The following is a 16,533-nucleotide window of genomic DNA, read 5'->3' on the forward strand; positions in this document are numbered from 1 at the left end:
TATATATTTCGTCACTTTTATGATTACTAAATGAGGAGGAACATATATGAAAATATTTGTGGCAGGTGCGACGGGGGTAATAGGACGTTCTTTATTGCCAATGTTAATAAAAGAGGGGCACACGCTATTTGCAATGATTCGTAATGAATCGCAAGTAGAAGCAATGAAGGAAGTTGGTACTGTACCAGTAATAGCCGATGTGTTTAACCGACAGGCTGTATTTTCTGTATTAGAAGAAACAAATCCCGATGTAGTTATTCATCAATTAACATCGTTGTCTTCATGGAATTTTGAAGATAACGCAAAAATTAGAACTGAGGGTACTCGTAATCTTATCGATGCTGCTAAAAATGTAGGTGTAAAGAAAATAATAGCTCAAAGTATTTCATGGGCGTATGAACCAGGGGATACATTTGCGACTGAAAAAGATTCACTAGATATTGCTGCTCCTATGCCTCGGCAAGTAACTGTTAATGGCATATTGAAATTAGAAGAAGCCGTTTCTGAGTTGCCAGAAGCGGTTATACTTCGTTATGGTACGCTATATGGACCGGGAACATGGTATGAGGAAAACGGATTTATTGCAAATCAAGTTTGTAATAATGAAATTATCGCAAATGATGGGATAAGCTCTTTTATACATGTTGAAGATGCAGCTAGGTCAGCTATGTTGGCACTTAATTGGCCAACGGGGACGGTGAATATTGTAGATAATTATCCAGCAGCTAGTAAAGAGTGGTTACCAATTTATGCAAATGCAATAGGGGCACCTAATCCAATGGTTCAAGATGGGAAAAGGAACTGGGAAAGAGGAGCTTCAAATGATAAAGCACGTAATGAATACGGATGGGCACCATTATATCCTTCATGGTCTGAATGGTTTAAAAATTCGTTGATTGTGTAAAAAATATATAATTCATCCTTTAATGGAGAACGCTACTAATATTCAACATTAAAGGATTGAGCGATAATGACTATATTATTTGAAAGTATTATTTTAATTTTGACTGGGATTTTTGTTTTAAAAATGACAGGGAGTATATCTGTTAGCCAAATGACTCGAGCTGAAATTATTATTGTTGTTTCTATTGGACGTATTATTGTAGAACCAGTTTTAAGTAGGAAAGTGATACCATCTATTGTTACTGCTGTTATATTTTCAAGCATTTTACTCCTCATTCATTTTTTAGAATTGAAATCACGAAAAGTGGAAGAATTTTTAAATGGAAGCAGCATCATTATTGTTGAAAACGGAGAAATTATTAAAGGTGGCTTATCACAAGCAAAAATGTCGGAACAACAACTATATATGCAATTAAGAGAAAAAGGGATTCATGATTTAAAGAGTTTACAGCAAGTTACAGCAGAACCAAATGGGCGAATTGGATATCAGTTAACAACTAAAGTACAACCGATAACTTTGGAAATGTTAGAACAAGTTTTAGATCAATACAATATGAAAAGGTAATAAAGAAAAAAGCCAAAACTGGAATTGTAGTTTTGGCTTTTTTCATCTACAAATGAATAGGGAATAGTTTGTATATTTAAACTCAAATTATAATATAAAAATTATGCACGAATAAAAAGGACAAGCATATAGTGTTCATATCCACTTAACTTTCGTTAGGGGGTATCTCAAAATCCCTAGAAAGAGCACTTGCGGAAACAAGTGCTCTTTTATGTTAAGTTAGGTGAAAAGAAATGTTTTCGCACAGTTCATTTGGATTATTAAAAAGTGAAATTGAATAGAAGAGTGGATGGATAACGTATCGATTTTTAAAACAATCTTTAAATTAGATATAGCCATATTAATATGCTATATTCAATGAAGCTAGAATGATTAAGATTAGTGAAACAAGGTGTATGGAAGAAAAAATTACATTTAGATTAACGGAACAAATATCCTTTTAGAGGAGTTTTTTGTATTTTGTACACAAAATGTGAGAGTGTTCTAGGATTTACACATACCAACGAATAGTTTGTCCAATTAATGATCTAAAATTATATAAAGAATAAGGAGATAGAACATAATGGAATTTTGGGAATCAAGTTTTATCGAGAAACAAACGATGTGGGGATTTGAACCTACAGATTCTGCAATTTTGACAAAGGATTTTTTTCTTGAAAAGAACGTCAAGGACATATTAGTTCCAGGTATTGGATATGGAAGGAACGCAAAGATTTTTATCGATAATTCTATAAATGTAACAGGTATTGAAATTTCAAAAACAGCCATTGATTTAGCGAAGCAAAACGGACTAGAAGATATTAATATGTATCACGGTTCGGTAAACGAGATGCCTTTTGATAATAAACTTTATGATGGTATATTTAGTCATGCGCTTCTTCATTTGTTGACTAAGCATGAGCGAGAGAAATTTATTAAAGAGTGTTATAATCAGCTAAAACCAGGCGGATATATGGTTTTTACAACTGTTTCTAAAAAAGCTCCGATGTTTGGGAAGGGCAAACAGTTGGATGAAAACTATTTTGAGATAATGGAAGGCATAAAAATGTATTTTTATGACGCTGAATCCATAAAACAAGATTTTGTAAAATACGGACTTGTACAGGTGTCAGAAATTGATGAATCAAATAAGAATGTAGAAAATAAACCTTCAATAAATTTTTTATTTATAAAATGTAAAAAAGAACTATAAAAAGTTAGAAGCTGAAGGGAAAGGGATTTGGGTTACAATCTACGCTATAGGTTTGTATATCGTAACTATTCCTTGTACAGTAAAAAATATAAATCTTAATACATATATGTTTATAGAAGAGACCTTTTATTTTAAAATAAAAGGTCTCTTCTATAAATTTGTCAATGTAATGCAATTATTCTATAGTTCATCAGTGATGTATAAGAAGTCGTATCGTTATCCAAAAGTATTGCCTTAAATACTTTTAATCAGTTTTATCCCCTCAATAAAGAAAAGTATTAAGTGTATAGTGTTCATTACAAACCATAACATGAGCTTTGAGTTCTTCACAGTTTTCAACTGATTTGACTTTGTATTAGACAATTCTATCTTTAAAGACATTAATATAATAGTGTTAGACATAAAACCTAACAATATAAATCCGAATAAAGGTAAGTTTGTTATAGCACCTATTACCATAATTCCTATGTATACTATAGTTAACTTCTTAATATATTGTTTATCTTCTTTTAACTTCTCTATATTTTTACTTTTAAACCAGTCTCTTACTATTCTTACAAAGACAATAGTTTGAAATACCAGTACAATTATGCTTACAAAGAGAAGAAACAAAGTCTCCACATGATTTTCAATTAAGTTCCCTAAACCGTTCATTTCGTCTGTACCCCTTTTATTTATGTTTATTAGTACGTAAAAAGTAATGTTTAATCGCAAAATAGGTGAGTAAGATGCTCTGATAAATACTACGTTTATTAACAGTTAAACTTTATTTACGTCTTTCTGCTGTTATTGTATGTTCTTTACATCTGTCATTTTCAAAGAACCTGCTAATAATAGAAATGAGATTGTAACGTAACTAGTTCTTTACTTCCATGTTAACCCTTTCCAAAAATAATTGATTTATGAAGTGTTATTCTGTTTTAAAGAATTATGAGTTGATTTTAATCAAATTATTTTCAAATCGACACTATTTCGAATTGCTTCATGAACTCTCCCCTTATAATTAAGAAAAAGGACATACCTAAGCATATAGCTGCTAGAAAGGTATATCCTTTATATATTTTTGGTTGAATTTGGTTGTCTGCATATTATTTTATAGTGAAAAAAGTAATACGTCAAAATATTTTTCGAAAATTAAAGTTATTAATCCCTTGTACAACACAAAAGGATTAGTAGTTAGTTATATCATAATGGTCTTAGTATACTTGCTCTGTTGTGGATTTAAAATGAAGTTTAGATGTTTTTATTTATAGTAACACTTGCATTTTTATTAGAAGAGCTTAATTTTATAATAGGAATTTTATTTGCAGTTCTTGCATTAGTTGTATTAGTTGCACTTTGGAAAACCATTCAAAAAATTATTATGAGGAAACCGGCTGTTATTTTAGAAATGGAATATATTACGATTATTAGCAATCCTAAATATCCTGTAAAAATCGCTTTGAAGGATATATTCGGCCTTTTACCTTATGGAATCCAAGGACAAAGGTTTTTAGGGATTGTATTGGAAGAGGAAATTGAGGATCGGTATATCGCTTCTATACCAGTAAAGGGACAACGATTGTATCGAGTAAATAAACGTGCTGGATATATACCGTTTAATATTCATTTGAATTTATTAAAAATCGATGGGGAAGTATTATTTGAGAGATTGCAAGAGTATAATTTAAGTTTTTTAGTTTACGAAGAAGAAGCGAAATAGTGGTGTAGAAAATATAAAAAAATACATTAAGGAAAGAAAAAAGTTGCTGAAAAATAACTCCTTTAATTGATGAGTATGTACTGTGCTAAATTGATTTAGAAACGAAAACGGCAAGCTAGTGATATCTGCTTGCCGTTTTTTTATAGCTTCGTATGTATTTGTATTCCTTTTGCTTTTTCTTTTTCGCCTTTTACGCGTACAATCAAATCATAAGATCCGGATTTTGGCGCTTCAAAAGAAAGTAAGCCTTCTTTTTGCGAAGTGACTTCTTCTTCATAAATGACCTTATCGTCTTTTGTGATTTGTAATAAAATTGTGCCTTCTTCAACGGCTGCTTCAAAAGGAATTTCCACGATTCCTTTTTCAGTTTTAATCGTTTGCACATCATAATACCCTTTCAGGGAGCCGATGTTTAAAGTCGTTTCACCGTTATTTTGAACCTTTGTGGTTTTTATTGCTGTATTACCGCATGCGCTTAACAATACAACAAGAGTGAGAATGAGAAGTGAACGTAATAATTTCATAGTGATCCCCTTTTTTATCATTATAAAATTTTTCCAGTGCGTAAACTAGTTTATCATTTTTTTATAAGCAAATATACACATTAAAACTAAAAATTGTTATTTACTAATAATCTATAGGCCGTCCGTGTCCTATTAGTCTAAGAAACTTCTGTAAATGTTAAACATTCGATTAATAAAATGTCATATACATGTTATAGGAGATGAATAATTTATCTTGTTATTAGATTGCTTGATTAAAAAACGAAAACACCGAAAGTACTCATAAGAGTACTTTCGGTGTTTTCGTTTTTATTATCGTGTATACATTTTCGGACATTCATCACCTTTTGGTTCATAAAAACAATGGCTTTTAAATTGTCCTACAAACGGCTGATTATACCACTGGGGCGGACAAGCCCCGACTGGACGGAAATACCAAAGAGCCCACCTTGCCGGCCAGCGCCATTCACCTTGTAAAACTTTTCTTGCGATTTCTTTTTCTGATTCACGGGCACGTTGATAAAAGTATCCGTATTGAACCGCTTCGAATCCACCAGGGCTTTGATATACAGCATCAGGTACGGTACGGAGTTGTTTAAAATCTAAGCAATCGCAAAATACACGGTTTACTACAACACATCCAACAAGTTGTTCGCCTTGCCGACCTTCACCTTCAGCCTCAGCACGAATTAAACGAGCTAGTAAATCAACATCACTTTCGTTGTATGGAATAAGGGGCATAGTGATACCACCTTTCTATAACTGTTATAGTAAAGAGTGTATGTTTCAAAATGAGCTAAGTGCTTTTTTACATGCAAATATCATTAAAATTTCAAGAGGAGCTTGTATGAAAAAAGCTAATTAGTAATAATAGATTAATATGAAAAGGGAGAGATATTATGTATCAAATTCATAAAAACCATATTATTTACGCAATGTCACCAGAAAATAAGCCATGTATTCTTTGTTAGTGGTTAATGATTGGGGGATTGTAATGGATATTCGGAAAATGAGATATTTCATAACGGTAGCAGAAGAATTAAACTTTAGTCGTGCAGCAGAACGTCTTATGATGGCGCAACCTCCTTTAAGCCAAGAAATTCGTAAATTAGAAGAAGAATTAGGAGTTCAACTTTTTCATCGAACAAAAAGAATGGTTGAACTTACTGATGCTGGGGAAATATTTTTAGAAGGTGCGCGGCAAACGATAATTCAAGTAGATAGAACCATTAAAGAAACACAGCTTGCGGGTGAAGGGAAGATAGGACATTTAATAATTGGGTTTGTCGATTCAACAGAAAACGTTATAGATATATTAAAAAAATTTCGAGAACGTTTCCCTAAAATACAGCTCACACTACGAGAGATGACAACAGACCAGCAAATAAAAGCACTCTATGAAAAACAAATTCATGTTGGATTTATTCGTTCCAAGCAGAATAATGAAATATTAGCTTCTGAAGTTTGTTCTGAGGAATGTTTAAAATTAGTTTTGCATGAAGATCATCCTTTAATTTCGTTACCTAACATTTCAATCAAATCATTAGTTGATGAACCATTTATTTTATTTCCACGTCATTTTGGTACAAACTTTTATGATTTAATTATTAGTTACTTTTGGGAACATGGAGTAAGTTTAAATATTGTTCAAGAAGCAATTCAAATGCAAACGATTGTAAATTTAGTTGCAACAGGAATGGGGATTTCTGTCGTTCCATCATCAGTGGAAAGTTATAAAAAATCAGGAGTCGTGTATAAAGACATTCAAGAAAATACACCGAAAATAAATTTATATGCTGGATGGAGGCAAGATGAAAAGTCTGTCGCGTTAGAGAACTTTTTAGCAGTTGTTAGAGAGGTTTATATGACTTCACAATGTGAAGTTAATGAGTGAAGCCCATCTTGATGAGATGGGCAGTGGGGAAATTTCTAATTTTATTAAAGAATTTACTGATGCTTCAACCTGTTTTGCTTGGATCGTACTCAACGAAACCTTTTAGTACATTATCAATTTGATCCATAATTTCTGGTTGTAATGTAACACGAGAAGCAATTACGTTTTCTCTTATTTGCTCCGGATTTGAAGCACCAATAATTGCAGAGGAAACAGCTGGATTTTGTAATACCCAAGCAACTGCGAGTTGAGATAGGGTAAGATTAGTTTCTTGCGCGATGGGATTAAGTTTCTGAATTGCAGTGAGTACATCATCACTCATCCAACGTTGCACGAGTTTTTGGAAAAATGGTTTACCAGCATCTGAATTAGCACGTGATTGAATAGGAAGTGCTTGACCAGGTTGATATTTTCCTGTGAGAATACCTTGTGCAAGGGGGGACCATACGATTTGACCCAGTCCCTCACGTTGACATGTTGGTATCACATCGGTTTCAATAACTCGCCACAACATTGAGTATTGAGGTTGGCTAGCGATAAGTGGAATGTTCAATTCTCGTGCAAGTGCTGCACCGCGGGTAATTTGTTCTGATGTCTATTCACTTACGCCTAAATAAAGGACTTTACCTTGTCTTACAAGATCAGCAAAAGCTAACATCGTTTCCTCAAGAGGAGTTGTTATATCAAATCTATGTGCATAATAGACATCAATGTAGTCTGTCTGTAATCGCCGTAAAGATAAATTACAATTTTCTAAAATATGTTTTCGTGATAATCCACGATCGTTTTTTCCGGGACCGGTTGGATGGCATACTTTTGTACATAGTTCTATACTTTCTCGGCGTACACCTTTCAAGGATCGGCCAAGTACTTCCTCGGCTATCGTGTCCGAATAAACATCTGCAGTATCGAACGTTGTGATTCCGACATCTAGTGCGGCTTTCACACAGTCATTTGCTGTATCTTCGTTTACTTTTCCACCATGGTTTATCCAGTTCCCATATGCAATCTTACTAACTGTTAATCCACTGTTTCCTAGTTTGCTAAATTCCATTGTAGAATCCCCCCTTAAAAATGATATCTTTATTATAAGAACGGAAATATTATATGTATAATATATGATTTATAATAAATTTATATAAAAATTATATAAGAGAGATGCTTAGAATTTCACTGCTAGGGAAATCTAAAGTGTGTAGTACAACAAATGTAGTTTGTGCTTGTTCAATATGAAGTTTAGAAATGATAAATAGCCCTAAAAGAAAGCAATCTTTTTAAAAGCACAAACAATTGCATTTACTCATAAAGTACTATTATGGTACAATATGGTTACTAATGACGGAAAGGAATGATGGGTGGACGATGATTAACTAATCTTATTTTTAAATGTTGAAATTAAATAAATTTCAATTTATAAAAAATAGGATTAGTCTGCCCCATTCCAAACAACGGTGTTGCTATTTGTTTTGCGTAATAGCTTATTTGGGTATAAATAATGTAACGACTAATCCTGCCAAAATTACTTTGGGAGGATTTTTTTGTTCTCCCTTAATGAAAGGGATCGGTAATATGAAAGAACTTTTAAAATTAAATGATGTTTATGTTGAAATAATGGAAAATACTTTATTAGAGAAAATGAATGTGACAGTAAAGCAAGGGGATGTTATCGGATTAATTGGTAAAAATGGTGCTGGTAAATCAACGTTGCTTCAATTAATAAATGGCAAGATTGCTCCCTCTAAAGGTACTGTTGAATGGCAGCAAACGAATATGACAACGGCATATGTTGAACAAGAAATAGAATCTTTTATTAGTAATGATGTGATTGCAAAAGAAGCAGAACTTCTTGCGAAATGGGGCGTGCCAACAAACGATTTTCTAACGTTAAGTGGTGGGGAAAAGCTGAAAGTTCGACTAGCAAAAGGATTTGCCGAAAATCCTAATGTTTTAATATTAGACGAACCGACAAATCATTTAGATGAGATGAGTACGGAATTTCTCATTAAACAAATAAAAGATATGAAGGGTACAGTTATCGTTGTATCGCATGATCGATATTTTTTAGATGTTGTCGCAACAAAAATATGGTCAATTGAGGATAAGAAATTAATTGAACATAGTGGTAATTATACGAGTTATATGAAAGCACGTGAGCAAAAAAGAAAGACGCAGCAGCGTGAATATGAAAAACAACAAAAAAAGATAGAACAAGTGGAAACTAATATAAAAGAATTAAGTTCATGGTCACAAAAGGCACACGCGCAGTCCACAAAACAAGAAGGAGTTAAAGAATTTTATCGTGTAAAAGCGAAGCGAATGGATGCGCAAGTTAAGTCAAAACGAAAACGTCTTGAAAAAGAGCTTGAGAAAACGAAAGTAGAGCGTGTGAAAGAAGAGTATTCAGTTGAGTTTTCTATTCAAGCGAATAAAAAAGTAGGAAAACGCTTTTTAGAAGTGAAACAATTGAGGAAAGAATTTGATGGACGGACATTATTTGAAAACGTTAATTTTACAATCCAACACGGTGAGAAAGTTGCAATTATTGGACCAAACGGTAGCGGGAAAACAACATTATTGAAGATGATTATGGAAACGGAAACTGTCCAAGGAGAAATATGGATTTCACCATCTGCAAACATCGGTTATTTAACACAAGAAGTATTTGATTTACCACTGGATCAAACACCAGAAGATTTATTTTTTAAAGAGACATTTGAAGAAAGAGGGAAAGTCCAAAATTTAATGAAACATTTAGGATTCCAAGCTTCTCAATGGAAAGAGCCGATTGAGCATATGAGCATGGGAGAACGAGTGAAGTGTAAGTTAATGACATATATTTTAGAAGAAAAAGATGTTCTAATTTTAGATGAACCGACAAATCATCTAGACCTACCTTCACGTGAACAGCTTGAAAATACATTAGCGGAGTATAATGGAACACTAGTTATAGTTTCTCATGATCGATATTTTCTGGAGAAAACAACTAATACGAAATTAGTGTTTTCAAATAACACGATACAAAAGCAGCTGGAAGAGTCTACTAAAACAAGAGATGACATTGAAGAGCTACGTTTAACGTTAGAAACAGAGCGACAAGAGGTATTAGGTAAATTAAGCTTTTTAACTTCTAAGGACAAAGGATATAAAGAACTTGACGAACGATTTATAGAACTTACGAAGCAGATAAAGGAGCTTTAATGTAATTATGGGTACCTCTAGCTAGGAGGTATCTATAATTATTTTCAATTTCAAACGTAATTAAGGGGGGGAAATGGGAGAAGAGAGTCCGACTAATTTATTTTGAATAGACTGTGGAGATATTTACTTACAAGAGTTTACCACCAAAGATGCGGAGAGTATTTATAAAATATCAAATCAACGAAAGAACAACGGGTTAATTGGGTTGCAAATTATGAAATTCCAGCAAACAAAGCATTTCTTGATGCAGTGAAAACTAAGACAAACATAGATAACATTACTTCATCTAGCAGAGTTTCACTAGCTTCTTAAATCGTATTCGAATTTTGAAGTGAACTATTTTGAACTTCCTTTTCTTTACGGACTTTTTGTAGCATTTCAAGTACGCTCTATAAAGGAACACCTTGTCTGAAATAATATTTATCAACAAAAAAACATCACCACGTATACCGAAATAGATAATGATAAAGCGCTCTCGATGGAATTCGAGGGCGCTTTATATTATATTGGAAGAGGGATTTGGTAGAAAAATATGGGGGGATATTATGAAGATTCAAGTTGTATTGTCAGGATATGGGACAGTAGGAAAAGAGTTTATTAAATTATTACATGAAAAATATTTATATATAAATGAAACATATGGAATAGATTTAGTTGTAAGTGGTGTATTAGGTAGAAATATTGCAATACATAATGAGGAAGGTTTGTCTATTCATCATTTATTGATGTATGGTGACGGTACTGCTGCGATTGAAAAATATATAGAGCATCATCCGAAAGAACGTGCAACAAATAACATAAGTGGTTCTGTATTGGTAGAATCAACTGTTACAAATCTTAAAGATGGAAATCCAGGGAAACAATATATAAAACAAGCAATTAAGAAAAATATGGATATAGTTGCAATTTCAAAAGGAGCACTCGTTACAAACTGGAGAGAAATAAAGGAAGCAGCAAAGCAGGCTAATGTACGAATTCGATATAGTGGTGCAACTGCCGCGGCACTACCGACATTAGATATTGGACAATTTAGTTTAGCTGGTTGCAATATTGAAAAAATAGAAGGAGTTTTAAACGGGACGACTAATTATATTCTTACAAAAATGTATGAAGCAGATATGACATTTGAAGAGGCTTTACAAGAAGCGCAAAATAAAGGGATTGCTGAGACGAACCCAACATTAGATATAAGTGGTTCCGATAGTGCATGTAAATTGTTACTTTTGACAAACAGTTTAATGAGAGTAGAGAATACGCTTACAGATATACATGTAAAAGGAATCGAAAACGTTACAAAACAACAAATACGAAATGCTAAGGAACAAAATAAGTTTATTAAATTAATTGCATCAGCGTATAAAGATAAGGATGGAAATGTGAACCTTAATGTTGAACCTTATGAAATAGAACAGGAACACCCACTTGCAAAAGTAAATGGGACAGAAAAGGGAATAACGTTTTTTACAGATACGATGGGGCAAGTTACTACAATTGGTGGAGCATCTAATCCACGCGGAGCTGCAGCAGCAGCTTTAAAAGATGTAATTAACTTATACCGAAAAGATTTGTAAGACCGTACCGCCCATTATAGAAAATACATATGTAGTGGACCTTTTGAGAATGAAATAAATATGCAAAAATAATTGCAGGGGGTAAGGAATTGTTTAAGGATTTTAAAGTTGTAAAAGATCGTCCCGTTTATATTCAATTAAAGGATTATTTGAAAAAGATGATTATGAAAGGGCATTTGTTAGGGAACCAAAAAATCCCATCAACAAGGGAACTGAGCGAATTATTATCAGTGAGCAGAAATACAGTACTCTCTGCTTATGCGGATTTAGAACAAGAAGGGCTCATTTATGCAGTTAAAGGAAAAGGAAATTTTGTTGCGAAGGTGGATATAAGTAACACCTCGTCTGTTGAAATAGATTGGAAAAATAGACTTAATACAGTTACCGCATTAGCGGATGAATTAGATTTAATGAAACATGGAGTTCGCTGGGAAAAAGGAATGATTGTTTTTAATAGTATAGCCCCGGACGAAAAGCTATTTGATGTTGAAAATTTCAAAAGAGCTTTTCTTACTCGTATGTCCATTGAAGGAGATATCGTATTGAATTACGGATATGCAAAAGGTTATCGACCTTTAATGAATTATCTACTTCATTACATGGAAATGAAAGGTGTAGATATTTCGAACAAAGATATTTTAATTACAAATGGATTTACAGAAGGGTTAGATATTGTACTATCTTCTTTATCGAAGAAATCAGGGCGTGTTATTTGTGAGAATCCAACTCACCATGCTGCACTGAAGCTTTTTCGCTTGCATGGACTTGAAGTTCATGGGATTAATATGAATGAGGATGGTATTGATACGAATGAAGTAGAAAAAAGTTTACGTGAAAAGGATTTTGATTTTGCTTATTTAATTCCTTCTTATCATAATCCAACCGGTATAGTTACGAGTTCGGAGAAAAGAACGGAACTGATGAGATTATTTTCAAAATATAAGATTCCGATTATTGAAGATGGGTTTAATGAAGAATTACGTTATTCAGGCTCACATTTAGCACCATTATTAACTTTTGCTGGGGCTGGTAATAATGTAATTTATATTAGTAGCTTTTCAAAGGTACTTTTCCCTGGTTTACGAGTAGGTTGGATCATTTCAGATAAAGAACTGATACATTATTTAGAAAGTGTAAAAAGAGCAAGAACGATTCATACTTCTACGTTAGATCAAGCTGTTCTGTATCAATATTTACATGAAGGGTATTTTGAAAAATATTTAAAAAAAGCAAGATCTGTTTATAAGAAAAAATATGAGTTAGCTGTTGAGGCATGTAATCAGTACATTCCGTTTAAAAGAATGACTGGAGATGGTGGACTTCATTTATTTATAGAGTTAGAAGAAATAATTAATGCCCGCACACTTTTACAAAAGTGTTATGAGAAAGGCGTAACGTTTTCTCCTGGAGATGTTTTTTATTCTGATGGTGGGGGAGCGAATACCTTCCGATTAGGCTTTTCACGTTTGAAAGAAAAGGAAATAGTTAGCGGGATTCAAATAATTGGTGATACACTAAAAAATGAAATTTGGAGTTGAGAAAATGAGAATTGGCGTTATTATGGGAGGAGTATCCTCTGAAAAACAAGTTTCAATTATGACTGGGAATGAAATGATTGCACATTTAGATAAAAGTAAGTATGAAATAGTTCCAATTACGTTAAATGAAAAAATGGATTTAATTGAAAAAGCGAAAGACATTGATTTTGCGCTACTCGCATTACATGGAAAATACGGAGAAGATGGTACAGTTCAAGGAACGCTTGAGAGTTTAGGTATTCCTTATAGCGGTAGCAATATGTTATCTAGCGGTATATGTATGGATAAAAATCTTTCAAAAAAGATTTTGCGCTATGAAGGAGTAGAAACACCCGATTGGATTGAACTTACAAAAATGGAGGATCTAAATCTTGAAGAGTTAGAGAAGTTAGGATTTCCGTTAGTGGTAAAACCTAACTCTGGCGGCTCGAGTGTTGGAGTAAAGATCGTCAAGGATAAAAATGAATTAATTACAATGCTGGAAACTGTATTTGAATGGGATTCAGAAGTAGTAATTGAGAAGTATATAAAAGGCGAAGAGATTACATGTTCCATTTTTGATGGGCAACAGTTACCGATTATTTCAATTCGACATGCAGCCGAGTTTTTTGACTACAATGCAAAATATGATGATGTTAGTACAATTGAAGAAGTTATAGAACTTCCAGCTGAAATACAGGAACGTGTAAATAAAGCGTCACTGGCTTGTTATAAAGCATTAAAATGTAGTGTTTATGCAAGGGTTGATATGATGGTGAAGGACGGAATTCCATATGTAATGGAGATTAATACATTACCAGGGATGACGAAATCAAGTTTATTACCAAAAAGTGCAGAGGCTGCGGGGATTAATTATAGTAAACTATTAGATATGATAATTGAAACTTCATTAAAAGTAAGGAAAGAAGAAGGTTTTTAAAATAATTGTGCAATTAAAACTTTTGATAGTTCCGCGAAGTATGCTATGATAATTACAATACGACAACTAAATATTTATCCACTAGGGGGGCCTTTTATAGGCTGAGATCAAATGTATTTTTGAGACTCTTAGTACCTGATCTGGTTAATGCCAGCGTAGGGAAGTGGGAAAGACTGATAATATGTAATCAAGATATTTATAATGTCTATTTCACTTTCTTTACGCCTGTAAAGAAAGTTTTTTTATTTTACAGCTTTAATAAATGGGATAAATATTTATGTTTTATAAATTATTGGAGGGATTTAAATGACTTTTTCACAATCATTACGCAAAGAAGTAGATTCAATTTGGGAAGCTAGTTTTAATCACCCTTTTGTAAAAAAACTTGGCGAAGGAACGTTAGATTTAGCTAGTTTTCGCTATTATGTGCTTCAAGATTCATATTATTTGAGTCATTTTGCTAGAGTACAAACTTTAGGAGCTGCAAAAGCTCTTGAATTAGAAACGACTGCCCGTATGGCGCACCATGCTCAAAATACGTATGAGGCGGAATTATCATTACATGAGAATTTTGCCAAAAAGCTAGGGATTACAAAAGAAGAAAAAGATCATTTTATCCCTGCGCCAACTGCATATGCGTATACTTCACATATGTACCGTGCTGCGTATGAAGGGCATTTAGGGGATATTATTGCAGCTATTTTACCTTGCTACTGGTTATATTATGAAATTGGTGAACGTTTAAAAGTGTGTCAACCTGAAGAGCCAATTTATCAAGAATGGATTTCTGCTTATGGATCTGATTGGTTCCGCACGTTAGTTGAGGAACAGATCGCTCGGTTAGATGCTATAGCTGAGACAGTAACAGAGGCAGATCGTAATCGTATGAAACAGCATTTTATTATTAGTAGTCAATATGAATATTCATTTTGGGATATGGCTTATACATTAGAAAAGTGGCCAGTGAATACTGATGTAAAAGATGTAATTGGATAAAGAGTAGAGGTATTGCTATACATAGGTATAGACAATACCTTTTTTTATAGTTTTTTGATGATCAAGACAAATGAAGAAAGGAAGTAAGAATTATATGGAAAAATTAAGGTTATTAACATTGTTGTATTCATTTGCAAAATCAAATGATTCGATTTCAAAGGTAACAATTACGTCGGTAAGGATAGGTATAACTTGATCAATATCGTTTTTTATAGCTTGAAATGGCCTGGCCCAGTCGATCCCGTGATTCCGGTAGGCGCCCAGTATCGCCAGTAGGTCCTGTAATACCCGTCGGTCCAGTGTTACCAGTTGAACCAGTTGAACCAGTAGTACCTGTTGGGACCTGTTGGAAATTGAAAAGGTTGCATAGGTGGGAGTGTAGGTCCGATTGAACCTGGATTTAATGCAGCGGAGGATAAAAACTTGTCCAATATAATTCACCTCTGAAAAATTCGTGTTACTAATAGTAAATGCAATGATAGAGCAAAGCGAAATGGACAAGCGATTGTATATGTGGAATTTAATAAAATAGTGATTTTAAAAAGACTACTACCTTAGTTTCTTATGTGAGTAGTAAAGTGACTTCCATTATTCGTGGTTTAAATGAAGTGGTATTGGTTTTAACTCGACTTCAAATAATTCACTTTCAAGTTCATTAAGTGCATACATTGATATAGGGTATGGAGATGTATTAGACAAAACTTGTGATGAAATAGGTTCTCCTGATGATGAGAAAAATGTAACAAACACTTTTGAAAGTGGAGGGACCATAATAATTACATGGTCAGTTTTTTGTAACGTATTAACCAACTCCAAAATTATATAGTTTTATAAGAATTTAAAACTATATTCGATAAATATACAGATATTCTTATTAATGCTTTTCCATTAGTGAATTGAGAAAATTAATATTCATTGTAAACAATCTAAGAGCACACATGTATGCGTGCTCTTAGATTAGAAAGATAGTTTTCTATGAGTGGGGGCCTCATAAAATAGCATATGCTTGTCCGATTTAAATGTGTGTCAAATCTATAAAAATATATTTTGGCATGTATAAGAAAAATTAAATGTTAATTGGCTAGCATTGTTTTTTTATTAATGAATTTGTGCAACCGTTAAAGCTGCAGAACGAATGTCTACTGTACCAATTACTTCAACAAGTACAATTTGAATTAAATCACCAGGGTTTAAGTTAATTAGAATGAGGGTAAGTATTAGTAAAAAACTTATTTTAGCATTTGGTACTTTAATTTAGTTGGAGTATGATGAGGTTGTTCTACTTTACATATTTTATTATTACATGTATATATTCAGCCGCGATGCGTGAGTGTCGTGGCTTTTGTGTTCCTTATTGAGGTTAGTATTCTGTTGCTAATTTCAAAGATCCTTATTGGGAAATTGCTTACTACGATGATGAGGGTAAAGTGATTCAAAGCTTCCAGAAGGGAGAGTATGCGATATAAGTAAAAAAGGACGAGCAGTCGTACCTGCTGTCCTTTAATAGGAGAAAAATTATTCTGGACTAGAACTACGAATAACCAGAAAACGC

Annotated in this window: 13 protein-coding genes, 4 pseudogenes and 1 riboswitch; of the genes and pseudogenes, 11 read left to right on the plus strand and 6 right to left on the minus strand. The window is 33.2% G+C overall.

Annotation, left to right across the window (positions count from 1 at the left end; genetic code table 11):
* Positions 1 to 46: 46 nt before the first annotated feature.
* The 3 genes from MR065_RS18765 (at position 47) to MR065_RS18775 (ending at position 2,660) form a co-directional block, all read left to right on the plus strand.
* Positions 47 to 904, plus strand: coding sequence for an NAD-dependent epimerase/dehydratase family protein (locus tag MR065_RS18765; RefSeq protein ID WP_242214697.1), 858 nt, complete (start codon positions 47 to 49; stop codon positions 902 to 904).
* A 66-nt stretch (positions 905 to 970) separates the two neighbouring features.
* The gene (locus MR065_RS18770; RefSeq protein ID WP_242214698.1) at positions 971 to 1,468 is read left to right on the plus strand and encodes a DUF421 domain-containing protein; all 498 of its coding nucleotides are present in this window, start codon (positions 971 to 973) and stop codon (positions 1,466 to 1,468) included.
* A gap of 562 nt (positions 1,469 to 2,030) precedes the next feature.
* Positions 2,031 to 2,660: a class I SAM-dependent methyltransferase gene (locus MR065_RS18775; protein ID WP_242214699.1), complete on the plus strand. Its 630-nt coding sequence runs from the start codon at positions 2,031 to 2,033 to the stop codon at positions 2,658 to 2,660.
* Between the two features lie 234 nt (positions 2,661 to 2,894).
* On the opposite strand, the gene MR065_RS18780 is transcribed toward MR065_RS18775, so the two are convergent.
* Positions 2,895 to 3,314, minus strand: coding sequence for a hypothetical protein (locus MR065_RS18780; RefSeq protein ID WP_242214700.1), 420 nt, complete (start codon positions 3,312 to 3,314; stop codon positions 2,895 to 2,897).
* Positions 3,315 to 3,897: 583 nt separating this feature from the next.
* Here MR065_RS18780 and MR065_RS18785 point away from each other — a divergent pair.
* Complete coding sequence (locus MR065_RS18785; protein WP_242214701.1) at positions 3,898 to 4,362, plus strand: STM3941 family protein; 465 nt, start codon at positions 3,898 to 3,900, stop codon at positions 4,360 to 4,362.
* A 140-nt stretch (positions 4,363 to 4,502) separates the two neighbouring features.
* Here the strand turns inward: MR065_RS18785 and MR065_RS18790 are convergent, their stop codons facing one another.
* Positions 4,503 to 4,886, minus strand: coding sequence for a BA_1872 family lipoprotein (locus MR065_RS18790; protein WP_242214702.1), 384 nt, complete (start codon positions 4,884 to 4,886; stop codon positions 4,503 to 4,505).
* A gap of 291 nt (positions 4,887 to 5,177) precedes the next feature.
* Complete coding sequence (locus tag MR065_RS18795; protein WP_088229171.1) at positions 5,178 to 5,606, minus strand: cell wall hydrolase; 429 nt, start codon at positions 5,604 to 5,606, stop codon at positions 5,178 to 5,180.
* A gap of 253 nt (positions 5,607 to 5,859) precedes the next feature.
* Between MR065_RS18795 and MR065_RS18800 the strand changes: the two genes are divergently transcribed.
* Complete coding sequence (locus tag MR065_RS18800; RefSeq protein ID WP_242214703.1) at positions 5,860 to 6,759, plus strand: LysR substrate-binding domain-containing protein; 900 nt, start codon at positions 5,860 to 5,862, stop codon at positions 6,757 to 6,759.
* A gap of 64 nt (positions 6,760 to 6,823) precedes the next feature.
* Here MR065_RS18800 and MR065_RS18805 read toward each other — a convergent pair.
* Positions 6,824 to 7,813, minus strand: a pseudogene (locus tag MR065_RS18805) (aldo/keto reductase family protein).
* Between the two features lie 515 nt (positions 7,814 to 8,328).
* Between MR065_RS18805 and abc-f the strand changes: the two are divergent.
* Both abc-f and MR065_RS18815 read left to right on the plus strand, forming a co-directional pair.
* A complete protein-coding gene (gene abc-f / locus MR065_RS18810; protein WP_242214704.1) occupies positions 8,329 to 9,957 on the plus strand; it encodes a ribosomal protection-like ABC-F family protein in 1,629 nt (542 codons plus the stop codon).
* A gap of 106 nt (positions 9,958 to 10,063) precedes the next feature.
* Positions 10,064 to 10,233 (plus strand): annotated as a pseudogene (locus tag MR065_RS18815) (GNAT family N-acetyltransferase); the annotation flags it as partial.
* A gap of 32 nt (positions 10,234 to 10,265) precedes the next feature.
* Here MR065_RS18815 and MR065_RS18820 read toward each other — a convergent pair.
* A pseudogene (locus MR065_RS18820) lies at positions 10,266 to 10,343 on the minus strand (DUF3914 domain-containing protein); the annotation flags it as partial.
* Positions 10,344 to 10,502: 159 nt separating this feature from the next.
* Here MR065_RS18820 and MR065_RS18825 point away from each other — a divergent pair.
* From MR065_RS18825 to tenA, 4 genes are all read left to right on the plus strand, one after another.
* Positions 10,503 to 11,528, plus strand: coding sequence for a homoserine dehydrogenase (locus tag MR065_RS18825; protein WP_242214705.1), 1,026 nt, complete (start codon positions 10,503 to 10,505; stop codon positions 11,526 to 11,528).
* Between the two features lie 89 nt (positions 11,529 to 11,617).
* The gene (gene pdxR / locus MR065_RS18830) at positions 11,618 to 13,066 is read left to right on the plus strand and encodes a MocR-like pyridoxine biosynthesis transcription factor PdxR (RefSeq protein WP_242214706.1); all 1,449 of its coding nucleotides are present in this window, start codon (positions 11,618 to 11,620) and stop codon (positions 13,064 to 13,066) included.
* Between the two features lie 4 nt (positions 13,067 to 13,070).
* Positions 13,071 to 13,985 (plus strand): D-alanine--D-alanine ligase, encoded by a 915-nt coding sequence (locus tag MR065_RS18835; protein WP_098266951.1) that lies wholly within the window; start codon positions 13,071 to 13,073, stop codon positions 13,983 to 13,985.
* A gap of 73 nt (positions 13,986 to 14,058) precedes the next feature.
* A riboswitch (TPP riboswitch) is annotated at positions 14,059 to 14,164 on the plus strand.
* 127 nt (positions 14,165 to 14,291) lie between these two features.
* Positions 14,292 to 14,981, plus strand: a complete 690-nt coding sequence (gene tenA / locus MR065_RS18840) for a thiaminase II (protein WP_098266894.1) — start codon at positions 14,292 to 14,294, stop codon at positions 14,979 to 14,981.
* Positions 14,982 to 15,208: 227 nt separating this feature from the next.
* Here the strand turns inward: tenA and MR065_RS27480 are convergent.
* Positions 15,209 to 15,412, minus strand: a pseudogene (locus MR065_RS27480) (exosporium leader peptide-containing protein); the annotation flags it as partial.
* Between the last annotated feature and the right edge of the window lie 1,121 nt (positions 15,413 to 16,533).

Source organism: Bacillus cereus group sp. BfR-BA-01383, assembly GCF_022663495.1.
Taxonomy (GTDB): domain Bacteria; phylum Bacillota; class Bacilli; order Bacillales; family Bacillaceae_G; genus Bacillus_A; species Bacillus_A cereus_AU.